This window comes from Streptomyces sp. NPDC088252, from assembly GCF_044740965.1.
Lineage (GTDB): Bacteria > Actinomycetota > Actinomycetes > Streptomycetales > Streptomycetaceae > Streptomyces.
Genome location: NZ_JBIURS010000003.1, coordinates 263,287 through 285,729, shown reverse-complemented (window position 1 = coordinate 285,729; position 22,443 = coordinate 263,287). Strand labels below are relative to the sequence as shown.

The 22,443-nt window shown below is 72.5% G+C and carries 20 protein-coding genes and 1 pseudogene; 13 read left to right on the top strand and 8 right to left on the bottom strand.

Going from position 1 to position 22,443, the window contains the following annotated elements; all coding sequences use genetic code 11:
• Positions 1 to 20 precede the first annotated feature (20 nt).
• On the top strand, positions 21 to 425 hold the full coding sequence (locus ACIOHC_RS08285) for a RidA family protein (protein WP_351072413.1): 405 nt from the start codon (positions 21 to 23) through the stop codon (positions 423 to 425).
• Between the two features lie 18 nt (positions 426 to 443).
• Here the strand turns inward: ACIOHC_RS08285 and ACIOHC_RS08280 are convergent, their stop codons facing one another.
• Positions 444 to 1,379: a LysR family transcriptional regulator gene (locus ACIOHC_RS08280; protein ID WP_351072415.1), complete on the bottom strand. Its 936-nt coding sequence runs from the start codon at positions 1,377 to 1,379 to the stop codon at positions 444 to 446.
• A gap of 171 nt (positions 1,380 to 1,550) precedes the next feature.
• On the opposite strand from ACIOHC_RS08280, the gene ACIOHC_RS08275 reads away from it, so the two are divergent.
• On the top strand, positions 1,551 to 2,528 hold the full coding sequence (locus ACIOHC_RS08275) for an EamA family transporter (protein WP_401841972.1): 978 nt from the start codon (positions 1,551 to 1,553) through the stop codon (positions 2,526 to 2,528).
• 116 nt (positions 2,529 to 2,644) lie between these two features.
• On the opposite strand, the gene ACIOHC_RS08270 is transcribed toward ACIOHC_RS08275, so the two are convergent.
• On the bottom strand, positions 2,645 to 3,175 hold the full coding sequence (locus ACIOHC_RS08270) for a GNAT family N-acetyltransferase (protein WP_401841969.1): 531 nt from the start codon (positions 3,173 to 3,175) through the stop codon (positions 2,645 to 2,647).
• An 84-nt stretch (positions 3,176 to 3,259) separates the two neighbouring features.
• Between ACIOHC_RS08270 and ACIOHC_RS08265 the strand changes: the two genes are divergently transcribed.
• From ACIOHC_RS08265 to ACIOHC_RS08230, 8 genes are all read left to right on the top strand, one after another.
• A complete protein-coding gene (locus ACIOHC_RS08265; protein ID WP_365691161.1) occupies positions 3,260 to 3,697 on the top strand; it encodes a hypothetical protein in 438 nt (145 codons plus the stop codon).
• 164 nt (positions 3,698 to 3,861) lie between these two features.
• Positions 3,862 to 4,656, top strand: a complete 795-nt coding sequence (locus tag ACIOHC_RS08260) for a TIGR03084 family metal-binding protein (protein WP_351072423.1) — start codon at positions 3,862 to 3,864, stop codon at positions 4,654 to 4,656.
• Positions 4,653 to 6,380, top strand: coding sequence for an acyclic terpene utilization AtuA family protein (locus ACIOHC_RS08255; protein ID WP_365691160.1), 1,728 nt, complete (start codon positions 4,653 to 4,655; stop codon positions 6,378 to 6,380). Before ACIOHC_RS08260 ends, ACIOHC_RS08255 begins: the two co-directional genes overlap by 4 nt.
• Entirely contained in the window at positions 6,377 to 7,975 is a 1,599-nt protein-coding gene (locus ACIOHC_RS08250; RefSeq protein ID WP_365691158.1) for a carboxyl transferase domain-containing protein, read from the top strand. Before ACIOHC_RS08255 ends, ACIOHC_RS08250 begins: the two co-directional genes overlap by 4 nt.
• Before the next feature lie 116 nt (positions 7,976 to 8,091).
• Complete coding sequence (locus ACIOHC_RS08245; protein WP_351072429.1) at positions 8,092 to 10,149, top strand: biotin carboxylase N-terminal domain-containing protein; 2,058 nt, start codon at positions 8,092 to 8,094, stop codon at positions 10,147 to 10,149.
• Complete coding sequence (locus ACIOHC_RS08240) at positions 10,146 to 11,306, top strand: acyl-CoA dehydrogenase family protein (RefSeq protein WP_351072431.1); 1,161 nt, start codon at positions 10,146 to 10,148, stop codon at positions 11,304 to 11,306. The genes ACIOHC_RS08245 and ACIOHC_RS08240 overlap by 4 nt, the downstream gene beginning before the upstream one ends.
• A gap of 105 nt (positions 11,307 to 11,411) precedes the next feature.
• Complete coding sequence (locus ACIOHC_RS08235; protein WP_401841963.1) at positions 11,412 to 13,016, top strand: AMP-binding protein; 1,605 nt, start codon at positions 11,412 to 11,414, stop codon at positions 13,014 to 13,016.
• Between the two features lie 73 nt (positions 13,017 to 13,089).
• The gene (locus tag ACIOHC_RS08230) at positions 13,090 to 13,836 is read left to right on the top strand and encodes an enoyl-CoA hydratase family protein (protein WP_351072435.1); all 747 of its coding nucleotides are present in this window, start codon (positions 13,090 to 13,092) and stop codon (positions 13,834 to 13,836) included.
• Positions 13,837 to 13,870: 34 nt separating this feature from the next.
• On the opposite strand, the pseudogene ACIOHC_RS08225 reads toward ACIOHC_RS08230, so the two are convergent.
• Positions 13,871 to 14,131: pseudogene (locus tag ACIOHC_RS08225) on the bottom strand (zinc ribbon domain-containing protein); the annotation flags it as partial.
• 205 nt (positions 14,132 to 14,336) lie between these two features.
• On the opposite strand from ACIOHC_RS08225, the gene ACIOHC_RS08220 reads away from it, so the two are divergent.
• Positions 14,337 to 14,930: a TetR/AcrR family transcriptional regulator gene (locus tag ACIOHC_RS08220; RefSeq protein WP_351072437.1), complete on the top strand. Its 594-nt coding sequence runs from the start codon at positions 14,337 to 14,339 to the stop codon at positions 14,928 to 14,930.
• Positions 14,931 to 15,006: 76 nt separating this feature from the next.
• Here ACIOHC_RS08220 and ACIOHC_RS08215 read toward each other — a convergent pair whose 3' ends face one another.
• Positions 15,007 to 16,116: a citrate synthase 2 gene (locus ACIOHC_RS08215; RefSeq protein ID WP_351072439.1), complete on the bottom strand. Its 1,110-nt coding sequence runs from the start codon at positions 16,114 to 16,116 to the stop codon at positions 15,007 to 15,009.
• Between the two features lie 219 nt (positions 16,117 to 16,335).
• On the opposite strand from ACIOHC_RS08215, the gene pdxH reads away from it, so the two are divergent.
• Together pdxH and ACIOHC_RS08205 are read left to right on the top strand one after the other, a co-directional pair.
• Positions 16,336 to 16,962, top strand: a complete 627-nt coding sequence (gene pdxH, locus ACIOHC_RS08210) for a pyridoxamine 5'-phosphate oxidase (RefSeq protein ID WP_365691186.1) — start codon at positions 16,336 to 16,338, stop codon at positions 16,960 to 16,962.
• A 366-nt stretch (positions 16,963 to 17,328) separates the two neighbouring features.
• Positions 17,329 to 18,684, top strand: a complete 1,356-nt coding sequence (locus ACIOHC_RS08205; RefSeq protein ID WP_351072441.1) for a PAS domain-containing protein — start codon at positions 17,329 to 17,331, stop codon at positions 18,682 to 18,684.
• A gap of 73 nt (positions 18,685 to 18,757) precedes the next feature.
• On the opposite strand, the gene ACIOHC_RS08200 is transcribed toward ACIOHC_RS08205, so the two are convergent.
• The 4 genes from ACIOHC_RS08200 to ACIOHC_RS08185 are packed head-to-tail and all read right to left on the bottom strand — an operon-like array spanning position 18,758 to position 22,357.
• Complete coding sequence (locus tag ACIOHC_RS08200) at positions 18,758 to 19,993, bottom strand: ABC transporter permease (RefSeq protein WP_401841959.1); 1,236 nt, start codon at positions 19,991 to 19,993, stop codon at positions 18,758 to 18,760.
• Entirely contained in the window at positions 19,990 to 20,772 is a 783-nt protein-coding gene (locus ACIOHC_RS08195) for an ABC transporter ATP-binding protein (RefSeq protein WP_351072445.1), read from the bottom strand. The genes ACIOHC_RS08200 and ACIOHC_RS08195 overlap by 4 nt, the downstream gene beginning before the upstream one ends.
• Positions 20,769 to 21,809 carry an efflux RND transporter periplasmic adaptor subunit gene (locus tag ACIOHC_RS08190; RefSeq protein ID WP_351072447.1) on the bottom strand — a complete coding sequence of 347 codons (1,041 nt, stop codon included), beginning with the start codon at positions 21,807 to 21,809 and terminating at the stop codon, positions 20,769 to 20,771. The genes ACIOHC_RS08195 and ACIOHC_RS08190 overlap by 4 nt, the downstream gene beginning before the upstream one ends.
• Positions 21,810 to 21,823: 14 nt before the next feature.
• Positions 21,824 to 22,357, bottom strand: coding sequence for a hypothetical protein (locus tag ACIOHC_RS08185; RefSeq protein WP_351072449.1), 534 nt, complete (start codon positions 22,355 to 22,357; stop codon positions 21,824 to 21,826).
• Between the last annotated feature and the right edge of the window lie 86 nt (positions 22,358 to 22,443).

The following is a 22,443-nucleotide window of genomic DNA, read 5'->3' as shown; positions in this document are numbered from 1 at the left end:
CACCGGCACGAGGAGGAGCAGTGACACACCACGTACGCCCCGAGGGGTCTCCGCCCACCAACGGATACAGCCACGCCGTGACGTTCAGCGGGACCATGGTCGCCGTCTCGGGCCAGGTGCCGGTGGACCGCGACGGAAACCTGGTGGGCGCCGAGGACGCCGAGGCGCAGGTGCGCCAGGTCTACGCCAATCTGTCCACCGCGCTGGCGGCGGCGGGATGCGGTCTGCGCGACGTGGTCAAGCTGACGGTGTACCTGACCGATCTCACGGACCTGCCCGCCTTCCGCCGGGTGCGTGACGAGCACCAGGACGCCGGGCACCCGCCCGCCTGCTCCCTGGTGGGGGTCGCCGGCCTGGTCCATCCCGGATTCCGGGTCGAGATCGACGCGCTGGCCGTCGTACCGGGCAGCGGCACGCCCCGCTGACGTGGATCCCGTGCCCGTTCACGGGGCCCGGTGCGGGGCGTCGCCCCGCACGATCTCGCGGGCGAGCGCGACGAGGTCGTCCAGCGCGGGATGGCCGGGGGCATCACGCCGGGCGAGCAGGACCGGGATGGTCGGGGCGTCGACGAGCGGGCGGTAGGCGACCCCGGGGTGCGGATGCATGCCGGCGGTGGACGCGGCGGACACCCCGACGCCGCGCCCCGCCGCGATGGCGGTCAGCCAGTCATCGGTGTTGGCGACGGTCAGGATCGTGGCGGGCCGGGTGTCCGGCGGCCAGAGGTCGACGGTGGTCGTGCCGGAGACGGTGTTGAGGACGACGGTGCTGCCCGCCAACTCGGCGAGCGTGAGCACGGCGTGCCCGGCGAGCGGTCCGTCGGTGGCGACGGCCGCCACCCGGTCCTCCTCCAGGAGCACCTCGGTGACGAGCCCCGGCGCCTCGACGGGCCCCCGCAGCAGCGCGGCGTCGACCTCGCCGCGGGTGAGCCCGGCGGTGCGGTCGTCGATCCGCAGCAGTTCGAGCGGGGTCTGCGGATACCGCTCCTGCCAGCGGCGGAGCAGCGGGGTGGTGTACGGGCCGAACGCGGACCAGGCGTGCCCGAGCCGCAGCGGTCGGCGGCGCAGCCCGCCGGGGTCGAGCGCCGCGTCGAACGCGGCGACCGCGGCGGCGGCCCTGTCCCGGAAGGCGACGCCCTCGGGGGTGAGGGCGAGATGGTGGGTGGACCGGTCGACGAGCCGGATGCCGAGGCGCTGCTCCAGGGCGGCGAGCGTGCGGGAGACCGCGGGCTGGGTGAGGCGGAGGCGGGCGGCGGCGCGGGTGACGTTGCCCTCGTCGGCGACGGCGAGGAAGGCGCGCAGATGGCGGACCTCGATGCCGCGGCCGGAGTCGTGGCCCGACCGGTTTCCGGTGCGGCCGTCATCGCTGCGTCCCAGGCTCATGCGCGGGGAGCATAACGGGAGTCCAGCAGGCATTTCACGCACCACGCGGAGGTACCTACCGTAAGAGGAGGTACCGCACCACGGGAGTGCAGTATCTTCAATCAAGCAGTGCATTGAAATGTACCGTCGTGCATCAGGCGTCGGGCTTCGGACTCGGGAGGGACACCGCAGGTGAACGACCAGCGCAGTGCAGCAGCGGCCGCGGCCACGGAGCAGGCCGCAGCCGTCGCCGTACCGGAGGCGGTGTCCGCCCTGGGCGGTGCGGCAGGCCCCGCACGCCCCGGGGGCCGGAGGGCGGCGCTCGCCCCGGTCGCGCTGGTGGTCGCCGGTGGCCTCTCCGTCCAGTTCGGCTCCGCGGTCGCGGTCCTGCTGATGCCCCGGGCCGGCGCGCTCGGGGTCGTCACCCTGCGCCTGGCCGTCGCCGCGCTGGTCATGATGGCCGTCTGCCGCCCGAAGGTGCGCGGCTACACGCGCGCCGACTGGGGCACGGTCCTCGCGTTCGGGCTGGCGATGGGCGGCATGAACACGCTCTTCTACCAGGCCGCCGACCGCATCCCGCTGGGCGCGGCCGTCACCCTGGAGGTGCTGGGTCCGCTCGCCCTCTCGGTGGTTGCCTCCCGCCGCCTGATCAACGTGGTGTGGGCGGGCCTCGCGCTGGGCGGCGTGGTGCTGCTGAGCGGCGGGGGCTTCGACCGGCTCGATCCGGGGGGCGCCGCGTACGCGCTGGGCGCGGGTGCCATGTGGGCGACGTACATCGTCTTCAGTGCCCGCACCGGCCGCCGCTTCCCGCAGGCGGACGGCCTGGCCCTGGCCCTGGTGGTCGCCGCGCTCCTCTCCCTGCCCCTGGGCGTCCTGGAGTCGAGCTCGAAACTGCTGGTCCCGTCCACGCTGGGGTTGGGCGCGGTGGTGGCACTGCTGAGCTCGGTCCTTCCGTACACCCTCGAACTCATGGCGCTGCGCCGCCTGCCCGCGCCCACCTTCGCGATCCTGATGAGCCTCGAACCGGCGATCGCGGCCACGGCCGGCTTCCTGATCCTCGACCAGGCCCTCTCCACGACGGACGCCCTGGCCATCGCCCTGGTCATCGGCGCGAGCATGGGGGCGGTGCGCAGTCAGGTGCGGAGCGGGAAGGGCCGCGACCGCGCCTGACGGCCCGCCCGCACTCCGCGACCACCTGCCCCGGACACGCGACGCGCCGGCCCGTATCCACCGGGCCGCCCCGTGAGCGGCGGCTGTGCGGGGGAAGGCTCTCCCGGCCGGACGGATCACCGGATCGCGGCGGGCTGCCCGACCGGCTCGACGGGGGCCAGGTACGCGCGCATCCGGGCCGGACGCCCGTCGGCCGTGGTCCAGTCGTCGGTGCGGCTGCCGACGTGGCGCCACCCGGCACGCTCGTAGAGCGCGATGGCGGCCGCCCCGCCCTCCTCGGCCTCCAGGACGAGCCGCACACCCCGGGCTGCCGCCGCCGCCCTCACCGTGTCGAGCAACGCGCTCGCCACTCTGCGGCGACGTGCCTCGGAGCGCGCGAAGAGCCGGGCGACCGAAGCCAGTTCCGCCACGGGCAGGCCGGCCTCCTTCGCCAGAACCTCCTCCGTACGCGTGAGCGCCACATGCCCCAGCACCGTCGCGCCGTCCATGGCCACCCAGGCGTCCAGCAACCCATGAGGAGTCAGCCAGCTCCCCGGGTCGGCCGGCCACTCGGCCGGGTAGCGGTCCGCCCCGTGCACGGTAGCCAGCGCGTCGACGCACGCCTCGATGTCGCCGTCGCGGCGGCGACGGATCTCTGTCCCACCCATGATCCGATCCTCACACGTCGCCGTGGAGCGTCCGAACGAGAGCCCCTAGGGTTGCTCCTGAACGAGGGGGAAGGGGCGGGGCACATGGCGACCTGGGGACTGGTCATGGAGACGACCGTGGGGGCGGGGGAGCGCAAGCACACGGAGGCATACGTGCTGGCGCACCTGGAAGGCACACGCGAGGACGCCCTGGTGGAGCTGGAGCGCCGGGCCCGGAACCATACGCCGGAGCACCCCTGGAGCCCGAAGCGCCGTCGGCTCTTCCGGGAGGACGGCGGCTTCCTTCTGGTGATCGACGGTGCCTGGCAGTCCTTCAGCACCCGGTTCACGGTGGCCGAGCTGCTGGACGACAGCGCCGCACCGCCCCCACCCGCGGCCGAACCTGAACCGGCGGCACCCGAGCCCGAGGTCGCGCCGCCTCCGCCTCCGTCACCTCCGCCGTCACCGTCCTCGCCGGTGGAGCGATACGCGGACGGGGTGCCGGTCCGGCCGAGCTGGCTGGGCCGCACCGATGTGCAGTGACGTCCTGCCGGGTCCGTTCGGCTTCGTGAGCGACCTCAGGGCGTACCGCCACCGGGACGAGCCGCCCCGATGGTGGGGTAGAAAATAATGCAAGCATGCTTGCTTGTTTATAGGTCCGCTGTCATGCTCCTGGGCACACCGCCTTGCCCCGAGGGGAGCGCACCGTGCCCGATGTCGCAGCCGTGCTCGACGATCTGCGCGAAGAGAGCCAGGAACTCGACTTACTCGTAGGGGGGTTGAGCGCCGGGCAGTGGGCCGCGCCGACCCCCGCCCCCGGCTGGGACATCGCGCACCAGATCGCCCATCTCACCTGGACCGACGAGGTCGCCCTGCTGGCCGCGACCGACGCCGACGCCTTCGCCCGGGAGGCCGCCAAGGCGATGGAGGCCCCGGAGACCTTTGTCGACCGGGGGGCCGAGGAGCTGGCCGTGCTGGATCCGGCGGCGCTCCTCGCACGGTGGCGGCGCGGGCGGGAGCGGCTGGAGGCTGCGCTGCGGGACGCACCGGCCGGGGCCCGTATCCCCTGGTACGGGCCGCCGATGAGCGTCGCCTCCATGGCGACCGCGCGGATCATGGAGGCCTGGGCGCACGGCCAGGACGTCGCCGACGCCCTCGGGGTCACCAGGACCCCCACCGCCCGGCTGCGGCACGTCGCCCGGATCGGGGTGCGGGCCAGGGACTACGCCTACCTGGTGCGGGGCATCGAGGTGCCCCGGGAGGAGTTCCGGGTCGAACTCGAAGCGCCCGACGGCGAGATGATCGCGTTCGGCGCCGAAGACGCATCGCAGCGCGTCGGCGGACCGCTGGTCGACTTCTGCCTCCTCGTCACCCGGCGCGCCCACCGCGACGACCTGGCCGTCCGGGCCACCGGGCCCGATGCCGACCGGTGGCTCGACATCGCCCAGGCGTTCGCCGGGCCGCCCGGCCCCGGCCGCTCGCCCCGGGGAGGCGGGAAGTGACCGGGCGGGTCCTGCGGATCGGCAACGCCTCCGGGTTCTACGGCGACCGCTTCGACGCCATGCGCGAGATGCTCACCGGCGGGCCCCTCGACGTCCTCACCGGCGACTACCTCGCCGAACTGACCATGCTCATCCTCGGCCGGAGCAGGCTCAAGGACCCCACGCGTGGATACGCCACCACCTTCCTGCGCCAGCTCGAAGAAGGACTCGGGCTCGCCCGTGAGCGCGGCGTGCGGATCGTCGCCAATGCCGGAGGTCTCAACCCGGCCGGACTGGCCGACGCCGTGCGGGAGTTGGCGCGGAAGGTCGGCGTGCCCGTGCGCGTCGCCCATGTGGAGGGCGACGGCCTCCCCGTACCGGAGGGGTTCCTCACCGCCAACGCCTACCTCGGCGGCGCCGGGATCGCCGCCTGTCTGACCGCGGGCGCCGATGTCGTCGTGACCGGGCGGGTCACCGACGCCGCCCTCGTCACCGGACCCGCCGCCGCCCACTTCGGCTGGGGCCCCGACGACCACGACGCGCTCGCCGGGGCCGTCGTCGCCGGACACGTACTGGAGTGCGGCACCCAGGCCACCGGGGGGAACTACTCGTTCTTCCGCGGCCACGAGCGGAACCACGACCTGCTCCGGCCCGGCTTCCCCGTCGCCGAGATCGACGCCGACGGCACCTGTGTCATCACCAAGCACGACGGCACCGGCGGCATCGTCGACATCGGCACCGTCACCGCGCAACTGCTGTACGAGACCGGCGGAGCCCGGTACGCCGGGCCGGACGTCACCGCCCGGCTCGACACCGTACGGCTGACCCAGGACGGCCCCGACCGGGTGCGGATGTCCGGCGTGCGCGGCGAGGCCCCGCCGCCCACCCTCAAGGCCGGCCTCAACCGGCTCGGAGGCTGGCGCAACGAGGTCGTCTTCGTCCTCACCGGGCTCGACATCGAGGCCAAGGCGCGCCTCGTGCGGGACCAGTTCGAGGACGCGCTCGCCCGGTCCCGTACCGAACCGGACGAGGTGCGCTGGGAGCTGTCCCGCACCGACCGGGCCGACGCCGCCACCGAGGAGACCGCGAGCGCCCTGCTCCGGCTCGTCGTCCGCGACCAGGACGCGGAGGCCGTCGGGCGTGCCGTCTCCGGGACCGCGGTCGAGCTCGCCCTCGGCAGCTACCCCGGCTTCCATGTCACGGCCCCGCCCGGCAAGGGCGCCCCGTACGGCGTGTTCGAGGCCCGGTGCGTACCGCCCGACGAGGTCGCACACGTCGCCGTGCTCCCGGACGGGCGGCGCGAGCACCAGGAACCTCCCGCACGGACACGTCCCCTTCAGGAAGTCGAACAGCCCCCGCTGCCCGCGCCGTTGCCCGCCGGGCCCACCCGCACCGCCCCGCTCGGCCGGATCGCGGGCGCCCGCAGCGGGGACAAGGGCGGGGACGCCAACGTGGGGGTGTGGGCCGTGGACGACGAAGCCTGGCGGTGGCTGGCCCATGAACTGACCGTCGAGCGGTTCCAGGAGCTGCTGCCGGAGACCGCCCCCCTCACCGTCGTACGCCATGTCCTGCCGAACCTCCGCGCCCTCAATTTCGTGGTGCACGGGCTGCTCGGCGAGGGGGTCGCCGCCCGGCACCGGTTCGATCCGCAGGCCAAGGCGGTGGGGGAGTGGCTGCGCTCCCGGCACCTGCCCATACCCGTGACGCTGCTGGAAGCCGTCCACGCACCGGAGGTGAACGCATGACCGTCCTGCCCACCGGGCTCGACACCGCGTCGGCCGAGTACGCCGCGAACCGCGCGGCCATGCTCGCGAAGCTCGACGAACTGGCCGTCGAGCACACCAGGGCGCTGGCGGGCGGCGGTGAGAAGTACGTCGCGCGGCACCGCGCGCGCGGCAAGCTCCTCGCCCGCGAGCGGATCGAGCTCCTGGTCGACGAGGACACCCCGTTCCTCGAACTGTCGCCGCTCGCCGCCTGGGGAAGCGAGTACGCGGTCGGCGCCTCACTCGTCACCGGGATCGGAGTGGTGTCGGGCGTGGAATGCCTGATCACCGCCAACGACCCGACCGTGCGCGGCGGCGCCTCCAACCCCTGGACCCTGAAGAAGGCCCTGCGGGCGAACGAGATCGCCTTCGCCAACCGGCTGCCCTGCATCAGCCTCGTCGAGTCGGGAGGCGCCGACCTGCCGTCGCAGAAGGAGATCTTCATCCCCGGCGGGGCGCTGTTCCGCGACCTCACCCGGCTGTCGGCGGCCGGCATCCCGACCGTGGCCGTCGTCTTCGGGAACTCGACCGCCGGCGGGGCGTACGTCCCCGGCATGTCCGACCACACGGTCATGATCAAGGAGCGGTCCAAGGTCTTCCTCGGCGGACCGCCGCTGGTGAAGATGGCGACCGGCGAGGAGAGCGACGACGAATCGCTGGGCGGCGCCGAGATGCACGCCCGCACCTCCGGCCTCGCCGACCACTTCGCCGTCGACGAGCAGGACGCGCTGCGCCAGGCCCGCCGGATCGTCGCCCGGCTCAACTGGCGCAAGGCGCACCGCGATCCGGGCCCGGCCGAACCGCCGAGGTACGACGAGGACGAGCTGATCGGCATCGTGCCCGGCGACCTGAAGGTGCCCTTCGACCCGCGCGAGGTGATCGCGCGGCTCGTCGACGGCTCCGACTTCGACGCGTTCAAACCGCTCTACGGCACCAGTCTGGTGACCGGATGGGCCGCGCTGCACGGCTATCCCGTCGGCATCGTCGCCAACGCGCAAGGGGTGCTGTTCAGCCAGGAGTCGCAGAAGGCCGCCCAGTTCATCCAGCTCGCCAACCAGCGCGACATCCCGCTGCTCTTCCTGCACAACACCACCGGCTACATGGTCGGCAAGGAGTACGAACAGGGCGGCATCATCAAGCACGGCGCGATGATGATCAACGCGGTGTCGAACTCCAGGGTCCCGCATCTGTCGGTGCTGATGGGCGCCTCGTACGGGGCCGGGCACTACGGCATGTGCGGACGGGCGTACGACCCCCGATTCCTCTTCGCCTGGCCGAGCAGCAAGTCCGCCGTCATGGGGCCGCAGCAGCTCGCCGGGGTGCTGTCCCTCGTCGCCCGCGCCTCCGCCGCCGCCAGGGGACGGCCCTACGACGAGGACGCGGACGCCGGGCTGCGCGCCATGGTCGAGCAGCAGATCGAGTCCGAGTCGCTGCCGATGTTCCTGTCCGGCCGGCTGTACGACGACGGGGTCATCGACCCGCGCGACACCAGGACCGTCCTCGGTATGTGCCTGTCCGCGATCCACACCGCCCCGGTCGAGGGCGCCCGCGGCGGCTTCGGAGTCTTCCGGATGTGAGGCGGCCCCCCGCGGCCGAACCGCCGCCGCTCCCGCGGAGGTGGTTGCTCGCCGCAGGGGTTCCTCGATCGATGGTTGCGGTGTCCTAGTGGAAAGAGTCTTCCCTCATGTCAGCCATGATTCGAACGCTCCTGGTGGCCAACCGGGGCGAGATCGCCTGCCGGATCTTCCGCACCTGCCGTGCGTTGGGCATCGCCACCGTCGCCGTGTACTCCGACGCCGACGCCGGCGCGCTCCACGTGCGGGAGGCGGACTCCGCCGTACGGCTGCCGGGCGCCGCCCCGTCCGACACCTATCTGCGCGGCGATCTCGTCGTCTCCGCCGCGCTCGCGGCAGGCGCCGACGCCGTCCACCCCGGATACGGATTCCTCTCGGAGAACGCCGGATTCGCCCAGGCCGTGCAGGACGCCGGACTCGTCTGGGTGGGGCCGCCGGTCGAGGCCATCGAGCTGATGGCGTCCAAGACCCGTGCCAAGGAGCTGATGGCGGCGGCCGGGGTGCCGCTGCTCGCTCCCGTCGACACGGCGAAGGCCACCGCCGACGACCTGCCGCTGCTGCTGAAGGCGGCGGCCGGTGGGGGCGGGCGTGGGATGCGGATCGTACGCGAACTGTCGTCCCTGCCGGGCGAGTCGACCGCAGCGTCCGCCGAGGCCGCCGCCGCGTTCGGGGACGGCGAGGTCTTCGCGGAGCCGTACGTGGAGCGCGGTCGGCACGTCGAGGTCCAGGTCGTGGCCGACGAGCACGACGGGGTCTGGGCGCTCGGCACCCGCGACTGCTCACTCCAGCGGCGCCACCAGAAGGTCGTCGAGGAGGCCCCCGCACCCGGACTCGACGACGCGCTGCGGGCCCGGCTGCACGACGCCGCCGTGGCCGCCGCCCGCGCGGTCGGCTACCGGGGCGCGGGCACCGTCGAGTTCCTGCTCGCCGCGGACGGGCGCCCGTACTTCCTGGAGATGAACACCCGCCTCCAGGTCGAACACCCCGTCACCGAAGCGGTCTTCGGGATCGACCTGGTGGCCCTGCAACTGCGTGTCGCGGAGGGCGAACCGCTGCCCGCCGCCGCGCCCCCCGAACCGCGGGGGCACGCCGTCGAGGCCAGGCTCTACGCCGAGGACCCCACCCGCGACTGGCAGCCGCAGACCGGAGCACTGCTCACACTGGACGTGCCGGACGAACCCGGACTGCGCCTCGACACCGGATACACCGGCGGCGACACCATCGGCGTCCACTACGACCCGATGCTCGCCAAGGTCATCGCCCACGCCCCCACCCGCGCCGAGGCCGTGCGCCTCCTCGCCCGCGCCCTGGAACGCGCCCGCGTCCACGGCCCGGTCACCAACCGCGACCTGCTCGTACGGTCCCTGCGCCACCCCGACTTCCGTGCCGCCCGCCTCGACACCGGCTTCTACGACCGCCACCTGGACGCCCTCACCCCGGCCCCGGACGGAGGGGAGCTGCGACTCGCCGCCCTGGCCGCCGCCCTCGCCGACGCCGCCGGCCGGCACCACGGCCCCGGTCCCGGCCCCACCCGCTTCGGAGCCTGGCGCAACATCTCCTCGCAGCCCCGGGTCAAGCGCTACCGCGCCGAACCCGACGGCACCGAGCTCCAGGCCGCGTACCGCACCACACGCACCGGCCCCGTCCCCGAAACCGGAGAACGGGTCGTCACCGCCCGCCCCGACCACGTCACCCTCGAAACCGGACCCCTCACCCGCCACTTCGCCCTCACCGTCCACGGCGACACGACCTATGTGGACACCGCCACCGGCTCGTACACCCTCACCGCCCTGCCCCGCTTCACCGACGCCACCGACCGGACCGAACCCGGCTCCCTGCTCGCCCCCATGCCCGGCACCGTCGTCCGCGTCGCGGACGGACTCGCGGCCGGGGCGACGGTCGAAGCGGGAGCGCCCCTGATCTGGCTGGAGGCGATGAAGATGGAACACCGCATCCTCGCCCCCGCCTCCGGCATCCTCACCGCCCTGCACGCCACCCCCGGCCTTCAGGTGGAGGTCGGCACCCTGCTCGCCGTCGTCACCGAACCCGCGGAGCGCGCCCCCGAACCCGCGGTCGTCGTCACCGAACCCGCGGAGCGCGCCCCCGAACCCGCGGTCGCCGTCACCGACGCCGCGGAACGCGCCCCCGAACCCGCAGACCCTGAGGAGAACGCATGAGCACCGTCCTCGAAACCGAAGAGCACCAGGCCCTGCGCGCCGCCGTCGCCGCCCTCGGAAAGCGTTACGGGCGGGACTACATGACCTCCGTCGTGCGCGACGGGTCCCACCCGCGCGAGCTGTGGGCCGAAGCCGCCAAGCTGGGCTACCTCGGAGTGAACCTCCCCGAGGAGTACGGCGGCGGAGGCAGTGGAATGGCCGAACTCTCCATCGTCCTGGAGGAACTCGGCGCGGCTGGCAGCCCGCTGTTGATGATGGTCGTCTCCCCGGCGATCTGCGGCACCGTCATCGCCCGCTTCGGCACCGACACCCAGAAGCGGCAGTGGCTGCCCGGCCTCGCCGACGGCAGCCTCACCATGGCCTTCGGCATCACCGAACCCGACGCGGGCTCCAACTCCCACCGCATCACCACCACCGCCCGCAAGGACGGCGAGTACTGGCTGCTCACCGGGCGCAAGGTCTTCGTCTCCGGTGTCGACATCGCCGACGCCACCCTCGTCGTCGGCCGCACCGAGGACGCCAGGTCCGGCAGGCTCAAACCCTGCCTCTTCATCGTCCCGCGCGACGCCCCCGGCTTCGGCCGCTCGCAGATCGACATGGAACTCCAGGCCCCGGAGAAGCAGTTCGAGCTCGTCCTCGACGACATACGGCTGCCCGCCGACGCCCTCGTGGGCGATGAGGACGCCGGACTGCTCCAGCTCTTCGCCGGCCTCAACCCCGAACGCATCATGACCGCCGCGTTCGGCATCGGCATGGGCCGCTACGCGCTCGCCCGCGCCGTCGAGTACGCGAAGACCCGCCAGGTGTGGAAGGAGCCCATCGGCTCCCACCAGGCCATCGCCCACCCCCTCGCCCAGGCCCACATCGAACTGGAACTGGCCCGGCTGATGATGCAGAAGGCCGCCCGGCTGTACGACGAGGGCGACGACATCGGCGCCGGAGAGGCCGCCAACATGGCGAAGTACGCGGCGGGCGAGGCCTGCGTCAAAGCCGTCGACCAGGCCGTGCACACCCTCGGCGGCAACGGACTCACCCGCGAGTACGGCCTCGCGTCCCTGATCACCGCGGCCCGCGTCGCCCGGATAGCGCCCGTCAGCCGGGAAATGATCCTGAACTACGTGTCCCACCAGTCCCTGGGTCTCCCCAAGTCGTACTGACACAGGACAGTCTGTCTCTCCACAACGCGGCACGGGGCGCGGCTCCCCGCCGCGCCCCGTCGCCTCCTTGCCGCTTCGGCCGCCGCTTCGAAGGGACCCCACGCCATGGTGCACGTGTTCCACAGCGACTACCCGTCCGTCCGGACACTCGACGAACCCATCCATGACGCGGTCCTCGGGAAGGCGACCGCCTACGGCGACACGGTCGCCCTGATCGACGGGACGAACGACAGCTCCACCCTCACCTACCGGCAGCTCGACTCCTTCCACCGGAAGATCGCCGCGGCCCTCGTCGAAGCCGGCGTGCGCAAGGGCGACGTGCTGGCCCTGCACAGCCCCAACACCATCGCCTACCCGGCGGTCTTCTTCGGGGCGACCCGGGCCGGCGCCACCGTCACCACCGTCCATCCACTGGCCACGGCCCAGGAGTTCGCCAAACAGCTCCGCGACTCCTCCGCCCGCTGGATCGTCACCGTCTCCCCACTCCTCGAAGCGGCCCGCGCAGCCGCCGAACTCGTCGGCGGCATCGAGGAGATATTCGTCTGCGACCGGGCGCGGGGCCACACCTCCGTGCTCGACATGCTCGCCACCACCGCCCCCGACCCCCGTGTCACCATCGACCCGGCCGAGGACATCGCCGCCCTGCCGTACTCCTCCGGCACCACCGGAACCCCCAAGGGCGTCATGCTCACCCACCGCTCCATGGCCACCAACCTGGAGCAGCTGCGCCCCTTCATCCCCATGGGCCCCGGCGACCGCATCCTGGCCGTACTCCCCTTCTTTCATATCTATGGGCTGACCGCCCTGATGAACGCCCCGCTGCGGATGGGCGCCACCGTCGTCGTACTGCCGCGCTTCGACCTCGCGCAGTTCCTCGCCGCGATCGAGAAGCACCGGATCAGCGGCCTGTACGTCGCCCCGCCGATCGTCCTCGCGCTGGCCAAGCACCCGTCCGTCGCCCAGCACGACCTCTCCTCGCTGGAGTACGTCGTCAGCGCCGCCGCCCCGCTCGACGCGGCGCTCGCCGCCGCGTGCTCGAAGCGCCTGGGACTGCCGCCCGTGCGCCAGGCGTACGGCATGACGGAACTCTCGCCCGGCACCCATGTCGTCCCGCTCGCCGTCCCGAACCCGCCACCCGGCGCGGTGGGCAGGCTGCTGCCCGGCACCGAGATGCGGATCGCCTCGCTCGACCGCGCCGGCGAGGACGCCCCGACCGGCACCGACGGCGAGATCCTGATCCGTGGACCGCAGGTGATGAAGGGCTACCTCGGCCGTCCCGAGGCCACCGCCGACATGATCGACGCCGACGGCTGGGTGCACACCGGCGACATCGGACGCGTCGACGCGGACGGCTGGCTGTTCGTCGTCGACCGGGTGAAGGAACTGATCAAGTACAAGGGCTACCAGGTCGCACCCGCCGAACTCGAAGCGCTGCTGCTCGGCCACGAAGCGATCGCGGACGCCGCCGTCATCGGAGTGCACGACGCGGAGGGCAACGAGGTTCCCAAGGCGTATCTGGTCCGCCGGCCCTCCGCGGCGGGCGACGGCCTCACGGCGGACGGCGTCATGGCGTACGTCGCCGAGCGCGTCGCCCCGTACAAGAAGATCCGGCAGGTCGAGTTCGTCGGCGCGGTGCCGCGCGCGACCTCGGGGAAGATACTGCGCCGCGAACTGCGCGACAGGGAGAAGCCCCGTGGGACGACGGGCTGAAGGCCGTCCGGGAAACCCGGGGGACGATGCGCCCGCAGCCGCCCCGACAGCCCCGCCAGAAGGAGACCCGCACATGACGCCGCTCGCCGGCCCCACGCACGACCGGGGCATCACCACTCTCACCCTCGACTCGCCGGCCAACCGCAACGCCCTCTCCGCGCGCCTGGTCGGCGAGCTCGCCACCGCCCTGGACGCCTGCGCGACCGACGACACCGTGCGGGCCGTCGTCCTCACCCACACCGGAAACACGTTCTGCGCGGGCGCGGACCTGACCGGACCGCCCGAACCGGCGGCCTTCGTCGCCCTGATGCGACAGATCGTCGCACTGCCCAAGCCCGTCGTCGCCCGGGTCACCGGCCACGTACGGGCGGGCGGCCTCGGGCTGCTCAGCGCCTGCGACATCTCAGTGGCGGGCCCCGACGCCTCGTTCGCCCTCACCGAGTCCCGGCTCGGCCTCGCCCCCGCCGTCATCTCCCTGCCGCTGCTGCCCCGCATCGACCCGCGCGCCGCCGCCCGCTACTACCTCACCGGTGAACGCTTCGACGCGACCGAGGCGGCCCGGATCTCCCTGATCACGATCGCCGCCGGGCCCGCCGAGGACGTCGACCAGGCGCTCGCCCCCGTACTGGACGGACTGCGCAAGGCCTCACCACAGGGGCTGGCGGCATCGAAGGAGCTGGTCACAGCTACTGTGCGGATGAGTTTCGACCAGTACGCCGAAGACCTCATCGCCCGCTCGGCAGCACTCTTCGCCTCCGCCGAGGCACGGGAGGGGATGACGGCCTTCCTCGAACGACGGGACCCCGCATGGGTGTTTTGACAGCTCCCCTTCCAAGGAGGGGATTTCTGGCTCGGGCTTCCTTCCGGAGCGGCGCTCCGGAAGGTCCTATGCCCTCGGCACCAGCCGGATTCCGACCAGCCCGGACGAGCACCACGTGGGCGGAGTTCTTGCCCCTGGGGGACACGGCTCCGCACGTGGTGCAGGTGTAGACGCGTTCCGAAAGAGGGAGTGCGTGCTTGGTTCTCGCTCCGCACGATGCGCAACCCATGGTGGTGTGCGCGGGGTGCACGAGGCGGACATCCCGTCCGTGCTTGCGGCCCATCTCGACGCCTGCCGACCTCCACGCGCGGTTGGTTGCCGAGGCCAAGTCCGCGCGTAGATCCCTCAATTCCGAAATCGTGTACCGCCTGGAGAGCGGCCGCGCTGCCACCGAGGCAGATGGAGAATAACCCTGACGGAGAATCATCTTTTCCTGCCCTGTTCCGCAGGAGCCCGAATTCTTCCCGGCCCGACGACCAGAGCATCCTCGGAGGTTGCCCGTGACGCCCTCCACCGACCGGACCCCCAAGCAGGACCGCAGCCGCGCCACGCGCCGACGGCTCCTCGAAGCCGCGGTGGCCTGCCTCGCCGAACACGGCTGGGCGGGCTCCACCGTCTCCGTCGTCGCCGAACGCGCGGGCGTCTCGCGCGGTGCCGCCCAGCATCACTTCCCGACCCGCGAGGACCTGTTCACCGCAGCCGTCGAATACGTCGCCGAAGAACGCTCCGCCGCCCTGCGCGCCCTGCCCGTCCAGGGCCGTACGGACGTCGTCGCCGCCCTCGTCGACCTCTACACGGGCCCGCTGTTCCGCGCCGCGCTCCAGCTCTGGGTCGCCGCCTCCAACGAGGAACAACTCCGCCCCCGCGTCACCGAGCTCGAAGCCCGTGTGGGCCGCGAGACCCACCGCATCGCCGTCGAACTCCTGGCCGCCGACGAGACGCGCCCCGGCGTGCGCGAATCCGTCCAGGGCCTTCTCGACATGGCCCGCGGCCTGGGCCTGGCCAACGTCCTCACCGACGACACCGCCCGGCGCCGGAAGGTCGTGGCACAGTGGGCGGCACTGCTGGACGAGGCGCTGGGGCCCGTTCCCTGACTCCGCGCGGGCACGGCCGGGTCCGCCCCGGCCCGCCCCCCCCGACACCACGGCCGGGCGGCTCCGGGACCGGCGCTCAGTTCCCCAGATCCGCGAGCTGCTCGTACCCCTCGATCTCCCGGGGATCACGCGACCCCGGACCGACGTACCGCGCCGAAGGACGCACCAGCCGCCCCGTCCGCTTCTGCTCCAGAATGTGCGCCGACCATCCCGCCGTACGCGCACACGTGAACATCGACGTGAACATGTGCGCCGGAACCTCCGCGAAGTCCAGCATGATCGCCGCCCAGAACTCCACGTTCGTCGCCAGCACCCGGTCGGGACGGCGCGCGTGCAGCTCCTCCAGCGCCGCCTTCTCCAGGGCCTGCGCCACCTCGAAGCGCGGTGCCCCCAACTCCTTGGCGGTACGCCGCAGAACGCGCGCCCGAGGGTCCTCCGCCCGGTAGACCCGGTGCCCGAAGCCCATCAGCCGCTCGCCCCTGTCGAGGGCCTTCTTCACATACGCGGTGGCATCCCCGGTCCGCTCGATCTCCTCGATCATGCCGAGCACCCGGGACGGCGCACCACCGTGCAGCGGCCCCGACATCGCACCCACCGCACCCGAGAGCGCCGCCGCCACATCGGCACCGGTCGACGCGATGACGCGGGCGGTGAACGTGGAGGCGTTCATGCCGTGCTCGGCGGCCGACGTCCAGTACGCGTCGACGGCCTTGACGTGCTTGGGATCCGGCTCACCGCGCCAGCGGATCATGAACCGCTCGACCACGGACCCCGCCTTGTCGATCTCGCTCTGCGGAACCATCGGCAGCCCCTGTCCGCGCGCCGACTGGGCGACGTACGACAGCGCCATCACGGCCGCCCGCGCCAGATCGTCGCGCGCGGTCCGCTCGTCGATGTCGAGCAGCGGCTTCAGACCCCACACGGGCGCGAGCATGGCCAGCGCGGACTGCACATCGACCCGGATGTCACCGGAGTGCACCGGGATCGGGAACGGCTCGGCGGGCGGCAGACCGGGGTTGAACGCCCCGTCGACCAGCAGCCCCCAGACGTTTCCGAACGACACATGGCCGACGAGATCCTCGATGTCGACACCGCGGTAACGGAGCGAGCCGCCTTCCTTGTCCGGTTCGGCGATCTCCGTCTCGAAGGCGATGACTCCTTCTAGTCCCGGTACGAAGTCGGACATGGCGGCTCCCTCGGTCGACGGCTCTGCGAAGGCCACAGTGGCCTGCCCAAGATATTGGCGGGTTCCCACGACGCGGGGAAGCGTGACATCCGGCACAGCTTCCCGATTCATCGGCGACGGATCGAGGCCCTCCTCACCGGGCGCACTCGGCCGCTGCGGCAGGATGGCCCCGTGCCCACCGCAGATTCCCCTTCTGATTCCATCACCGATCCGGCCGCGATGCGCGAGCAGTACCGCTCCGAGGCCTTCACCGAGGACACGCTGGCCGCCGACCCGATGCGGCAGTTCGCCCACTGGTTCCGGCAGGTGGCCGTGGGCGGGTTGCTCCACGAGCCCAACGCCATGGTGGTCTCCACCGCCACCCCCGACGGCCGGCCGTCCTCACGCACGGTGCTGCTGAAGAAGTACGACGAACGCGGCTTCGTCTTCTTCACCAACTACGAATCCCGCAAGGGCCGCGAGCTGACCGCCAACCCGTACGTCTCGCTGCTCTTCCCCTGGCATCCGATGGCCCGCCAGGTCATCGTCACCGGCACGGCGGCCCGCGTCGGCCGGGACGAGACGGTCGCCTACTTCCGCACCCGCCCGCACGGCTCCCAGCTGGGCGCCTGGGCGAGCGCGCAGTCGACGGTGATCGGCACCCGCGAGGAGCTGATCGCACGCTACGCGGAACTCGCCGCCCGTTACCCGGAGGGCGAACACGTCCCCGCGCCCCCGCAGTGGGGCGGTTTCCGTGTCGTCCCCGACACGATCGAGTTCTGGCAGGGGCACGAGAACCGGCTGCACGACCGGCTGAGGTACGTACGCGAGGGCGGGAGCTGGCGCGTCGAGCGCCTGTGCCCGTAAGAGCTCCCGGGCACGCAGAAACCCGCAGGCTCTGGTCCCTCCTCGCGGAGGAGCCGGCCGGACTTACCGGCGAGCCTGCGGGTCGGTGACTGCTTGGGTTTCGGCAGACAGCCTGCCGAGGTGCACGATGTGCGACGACGGGCTGTCAGCCCGCAGCCACCTCACGAATCCGATAAGACTGCACTTTTCGGATCACCTCCTTTCCTGCGTGTGGCAGCAGCCTATGAACCCTCGGAGAAGGGCTCAACCCATTTATTCGATGCCGGATGGGAGTGGATTTCAGAGAAGTCGGTATGCGCTGGGTCACGTTCGAGTTCAATGGTCTGACGTGCGGAAATGCCGGATGCGTCCTGCGGGGGGTACGGGATGAGTGCGTCCACGAGCAGTGGAACGACCGGCGCGCTCGGGCCCGACGAGGGGCCGGGGGCCGGGCCCGGGGCCGAGCTGCTCGCGGCGCTGCTCGACGGGATGGACACCGCGCTCTGCGCGTTCGACGCGGACGGCACGATCACCCACTGGAACCGTGAGGCGGAGCGGATTCTCGGCTGGTCCGCACAGGAGGCCGTCGGCCGGCCCGGGTTCGCCGGGTGGGCGGTGCGGCGGGCGGACGCGGGGGAGGTCCAGGAGCGGCTGATGGCGGCCATGGACGGGGGCGGTCGCCGGGTCCACGAGTTCGCGCTGCTGCGCAAGGACGGCGGCCGGGTGCTCGTACGGACGCAGTCGGCGGGGGTCCGGGGCGCGGACGGGAAGCCTGCCGGGGTGTACTGCGCGTTCGGCGAGGTGCATGCGCAGATCGATCTGGAGCGGTCGATCGCGCTGAGCGAGGCGCTGTTCGAGGACGCGTCGTGGGGGGTGGTGCTCGTGGATGCCGATCTGCGGCCCACGGTCGTCAACGCGCACGCGGCGCGGGCGCTGGGCGGTGGCCGTACGACGCTGCTGGGGCGCCCGCTGGGGGAGCTGATCGCGCAGGGTTTCGAGGATCTGGAGGGCGCGCTGCAGCATGTGCTCGCGGAAGGCGCGCCCCCGGCGCCCGCCGAGTTGTGGGTGACGCTCCGGACGGCGGAGGGGGACCGGCGGCGGTGCTGGCGCAGCGGATTCCTGCGGTTGGCGTCGCCGCTCACGGAGGAGCCGGTTCCGTTGGGGGTGGGCTGGCTGTTCCAGGACGTGACGACGGAGAAGCTGGCGGCGCAGGAGGCGGACCGGGTGCGGTTCCGTTCCAACCAGTTGCACCGGGCCTCCCGGTCCGCGTCCGAGTGCGAGGACCCGATGGAGGCGGCGACGTCCCATCTGGACTACGCGCTCGCGGGTTTCGCCGACCACGCGCTGATCGATCTCGTGGCGGGGGAGCGGCTGGTGCGGGTGGCGGCGACCCCGTCCGGTGAGCCGGGGCCGTGCCTGCCGGTGGCCGGTGGCGGCGTTCCGCTGCGGTACGCGGCGGGCCATCCGGCCCTTCAGGCGGTGGACCGTACCGGTTCGGTGCGGGCCAGTGCGGCGGCGGGGCAGGAGGCCGGGGTGTGGGCGGCCGAACGGCAGTGGCCGGGCGATTCGGTGCACGCGCTGTGCGCGGTGCTGCGGAGCAGGGGGCGCACGCTGGGTGTGGTGACGTTTCTGCGCTCCGCCCATCGCACCGCTTTCGAGCGGCCGGACGCGGCGTACGCGGAGACGGTGGCGGCCCGGGTCGCGGGGGCGGTCGACCTGGCGCAGGTGACGAAGCGGCCGTAGGCGACGCGGTCCGGCCAGGGGTGTGCCGGGCCCGGTCGCGGAGCCCGGCACCGCCCCCGGCCGGGGCCCGTCCTCATGCCGCGTGCAGCGCCAGCGTCGGTGAGAGACGGGACGCCCGCACTGCCGGGTAGAGGCCTGCGATCGTGCCGGTCACCAGCGTCGCGCCGAAGCCGCCGCCGACCGCCCACGGCGGCACCACCCAGGGCAGCCCGCCGGAGCACGCGTACACCCCGGTCGCCGCCGCGCCGAGCGCCACGCCCGCCAGGCCACCGAGGCCGGAGAGCATCAGCGACTCCGTGACGAACTGGATGCGGATCTGGCCCCGGGTCGCGCCGAGCGAGCGGCGCAGCCCGATCTCGTACCGCCGCTCCAGCACCGAGATGATCATGGTGTTGGCGACCCCGACGCCGCCGACGAGCAGCGCGATGCCGCCCAGGCCCAGCAGCAGGCTGCTGAACGCCCCCTCGGTCGCCGCCTTCGCCCGGAGCGCCGACGACGGGTCGGTGACCTTCACGTTCTGCGGGTTCTGCGGGTCGACCGTCGCCGCCATGACCTTGCGTACGTCCTGCACCGCCGCGTCGGCCGAGCGCTCGTACACCGATGTCGGGTGGCCCTCGAAGCCCAGCAGGCGCTTCGCACCCTCCCAGCCGACCAGTGCGGAGCGTTCGATCTCCGGGGCGAGCGGCAGCGGGGCGAGGATGCCGACCACGGTGAAGTACCGGTCGCCGATCCACACCTGCCGGCCCGGAGCGGTGATGCCGAGACGTTCCGCGGAGACATGGCCGAGCACGACGGAGGGGTAGCGTCCGGTCGCGTTGTTGAGCCAGCTGCCGCTGCGGACCCCGCCGCGCAGCACCCGCAGCAGGTCGCCGGTGGTCGCCTTGACGGTGATCCCGCCCGTATCGTCCTTGTCGATCTTCTCGTTGCGGCGTGCGGTCGCGTCGAGGTCGGCGGTCGCGCCCACCCCCTGGACGCCCTTGATCCGGCCCACCATCCCGACCGCGTTCTCGGGCAGCTTCACGTCCTGCCCGGCGAACATCGAATCGCCGGGGGAGGCCACGAGCAGGTTGGTGCCCAGCTTGTCGAGCTCCCGGAGCAGCTGGGCCTGGCTGGAGGCGGAGATGCCCACCACCGAGATCATCGTCGCGATCCCGATGGCGATGCCCAGGGCGGAGAGCACGACCCGCATCGGTCGGCTGCGCAGCCCCGCCGAGCCGACGTGCAGCACGTCCCGGGGGCCGAGGCGGGCCGCTTTCAGCCGCCCCCGGCCCCGGCCGTCGGCGTCGCGGTCCGTGCGCCGCGCCCTCACTGGTCCGCTCCCGTCGCGGCGGCGGAGCGGCCGATTCCGGAGCCGTCGCGCACATCCGCGGACGGATCGCGCGTGCCCGGGGACGGATCGCGTACGTCCGCGGACGGATTGCGTACGTCCGCGACCACCTGGCCGTCCCGGATGCGCACCTCGCGCGGCAGGTCCCGGGCGATCTCGGTGTCGTGCGTGATGACCGCGATGGTGGCGCCCTCCCGGTTGAGGTCGCGCAGCAGCTTCATCACCGCTTCCCCGGACGTCGAGTCGAGCGCTCCGGTCGGTTCGTCGGCCAGCAGCAGCGCGGGTTCCCCCACGACGGCCCGCGCGATGGCGACCCGCTGTTTCTGTCCGCCGGAGAGCTGGTGAGGCTTGTGGTCGAGGCGGTCGGCGAGTCCGACCCGCTCCAGCGCGTCGGCGGCTCTGCGGCGGCGTACGGCACGGGACAGGCCCGAGTACAGCAGGCCCTCCGCGACGTTGTCGCGGGCGCTGACGCCCGGCACCAGGTGGAACGCCTGGAAGACGAAGCCGACGTGCTGGGCACGCAGCGCGGAGAGCCTGCGGTCGGAGAGCGCCGCCACGTCGTGCCCCGCGATGTGGACGGACCCGGCGGTGGGGCGGTCCAGGGTGCCGATGATGTGCAGCAGCGTGGACTTGCCGGAGCCGGACGGGCCGACGATGCCGAGGAGTTCGCCCTCCTCGACGGTGAGGTCCACTCCGCGCAGGGCGGCGACCGGGCCCGGGTACTCCTTGGTGACGCCCCTGAGGCCGACGACCGTGTTCATATCTTCGGCACCCCGACCTTCATGCCCTCGCGCAGCCCGCCGCCGGACACCTCGACCCGGCCCCCGGCGAACATGCCGAGCTCGACCTTCACGTCGCGGGCCGTGCCGTCCTGGACGACCTGGAGGCCGAAGCCGCCGCCGGGCAGCGCGAGCAGCGCGTTCACCGGGACGCTGAGGACGTCCTTGTGCAGCTCGCCGGTCAGGTTCACCGTGACCGGCGCCTGGTCGAAGCCGCCGACCTCGTCCGGCTTGTCGAAGGAGACGGTCAGGGTGACCTTGGGGCTGTTGTCCTGCGGGTCCTTGCCGGGCTTCGCCGTCCGGCCGACCGAGGAGACCGACCCGGCCGCGCTGCTGCCGTCCGGCAGCTCGACGGTGACCTCGGTGCCCGCCTTGGCGAGCTGGCTCTCGGCGACGTCGAGCTCGAACGTCACGATGCGCTCGGAGCCGGTCGTGGTGAGGACCGGAGCGCCGGGCCGGGCCAGTTCGCCGACGGCCGCCTCGACGCTCTTGATCCGGACCTCCCCCGGGGCGAAGGCGATGTCCTGCGGCCCCACCGTTCCGGTCCGCTCGCTGTCGTGGGACTTCTGCCAGCGCTTGACGGCGGCCGCGGTCAGCTCGGTGTACTCGTCGTCCGGGGTGAAGCCGGTGTAGCCGAGCTCTACGAGATTGCGCTCCAGCTGCTCCACGTCCCGGCCCCGGTCGCCCGGCTTCAGCGTCCGGTACATCGGTCCCGAGCCGTACATCAGCCACACCGCCCGGCCGTCGACCTCGTACAGCCGCTCGTTCCGCTTGACGGTCGAGCCGGTGCGCGGGGTCCAGGTCATGGTGCCCGCCGCGCCCGCGTTGACCCTGCGCTGCTTGTCGTAGCCGAGCGTCCCGTCCGCCTGGGCGCTGTCGCGCAGGTCGCCGCGCTCGACCGCGGCGGTGGCCGGGGGCAGCCCGGTGTTCCTCGGGCCGCCCGTCTCCCCGGCGGAGCCGAACCGGGTGAGAGCCAGTGACCCGGCCGCCACGGCGAGCACCGCTGCGGCGGCCACCATGACGCGTCCGCGCCTCACCGCCCGGCGCTTTCGCACGCCGCGTTGGCCTTCTCGAACTTCTTCATGTCTTTCTGCTGCATCGAGGGCGCCTGCGCCATCCCGCCGTCGAACTTCGGGTCGGGCATGTCGATGCCGTTCTTGCGCATGCACCGGGCGAAGGCGAGCATCTTGTCCTTCTGGGCCTGGGTGAGCTCCTTGGGCCCGCCGCCGACCGCCTTGTCCTGGCAGGCCTTGAACGCCTTCTCCATCTCCTTCTTGCTCTTGCCTCCGCCGTTGATGGTCATCCCGTGGCTGTTCTCGCCCGGCTTCGGCTCCGGGACGTCCAGACCCTGCTCCCGCAGGCACTTGCGGTGCTCCAGGGCCTGGTCCTCCTCCGTCTTCTTGTTGTCCGAAGCAGATCCGCCGCTCTTGGTTCCGCTTCCGCGTCCGCCGCCGTCGCCCGAGCAGGCGGTGGCCGACAGGACGACGGCGGCGGCGATCAGGCAGGCGGCGGCGACGCCGCGACTTTGTGCGCGGGAGGTGGTCCCGTGGAAGATGGTCGGGTTCATGAGGGCTCCTCGTCCGTTGCTGACAGGCCGGGTACGAACGGCTTGAGCGTGCGCGAGGACGCGGTTTCGTTTCTCTCAGCCCGGAT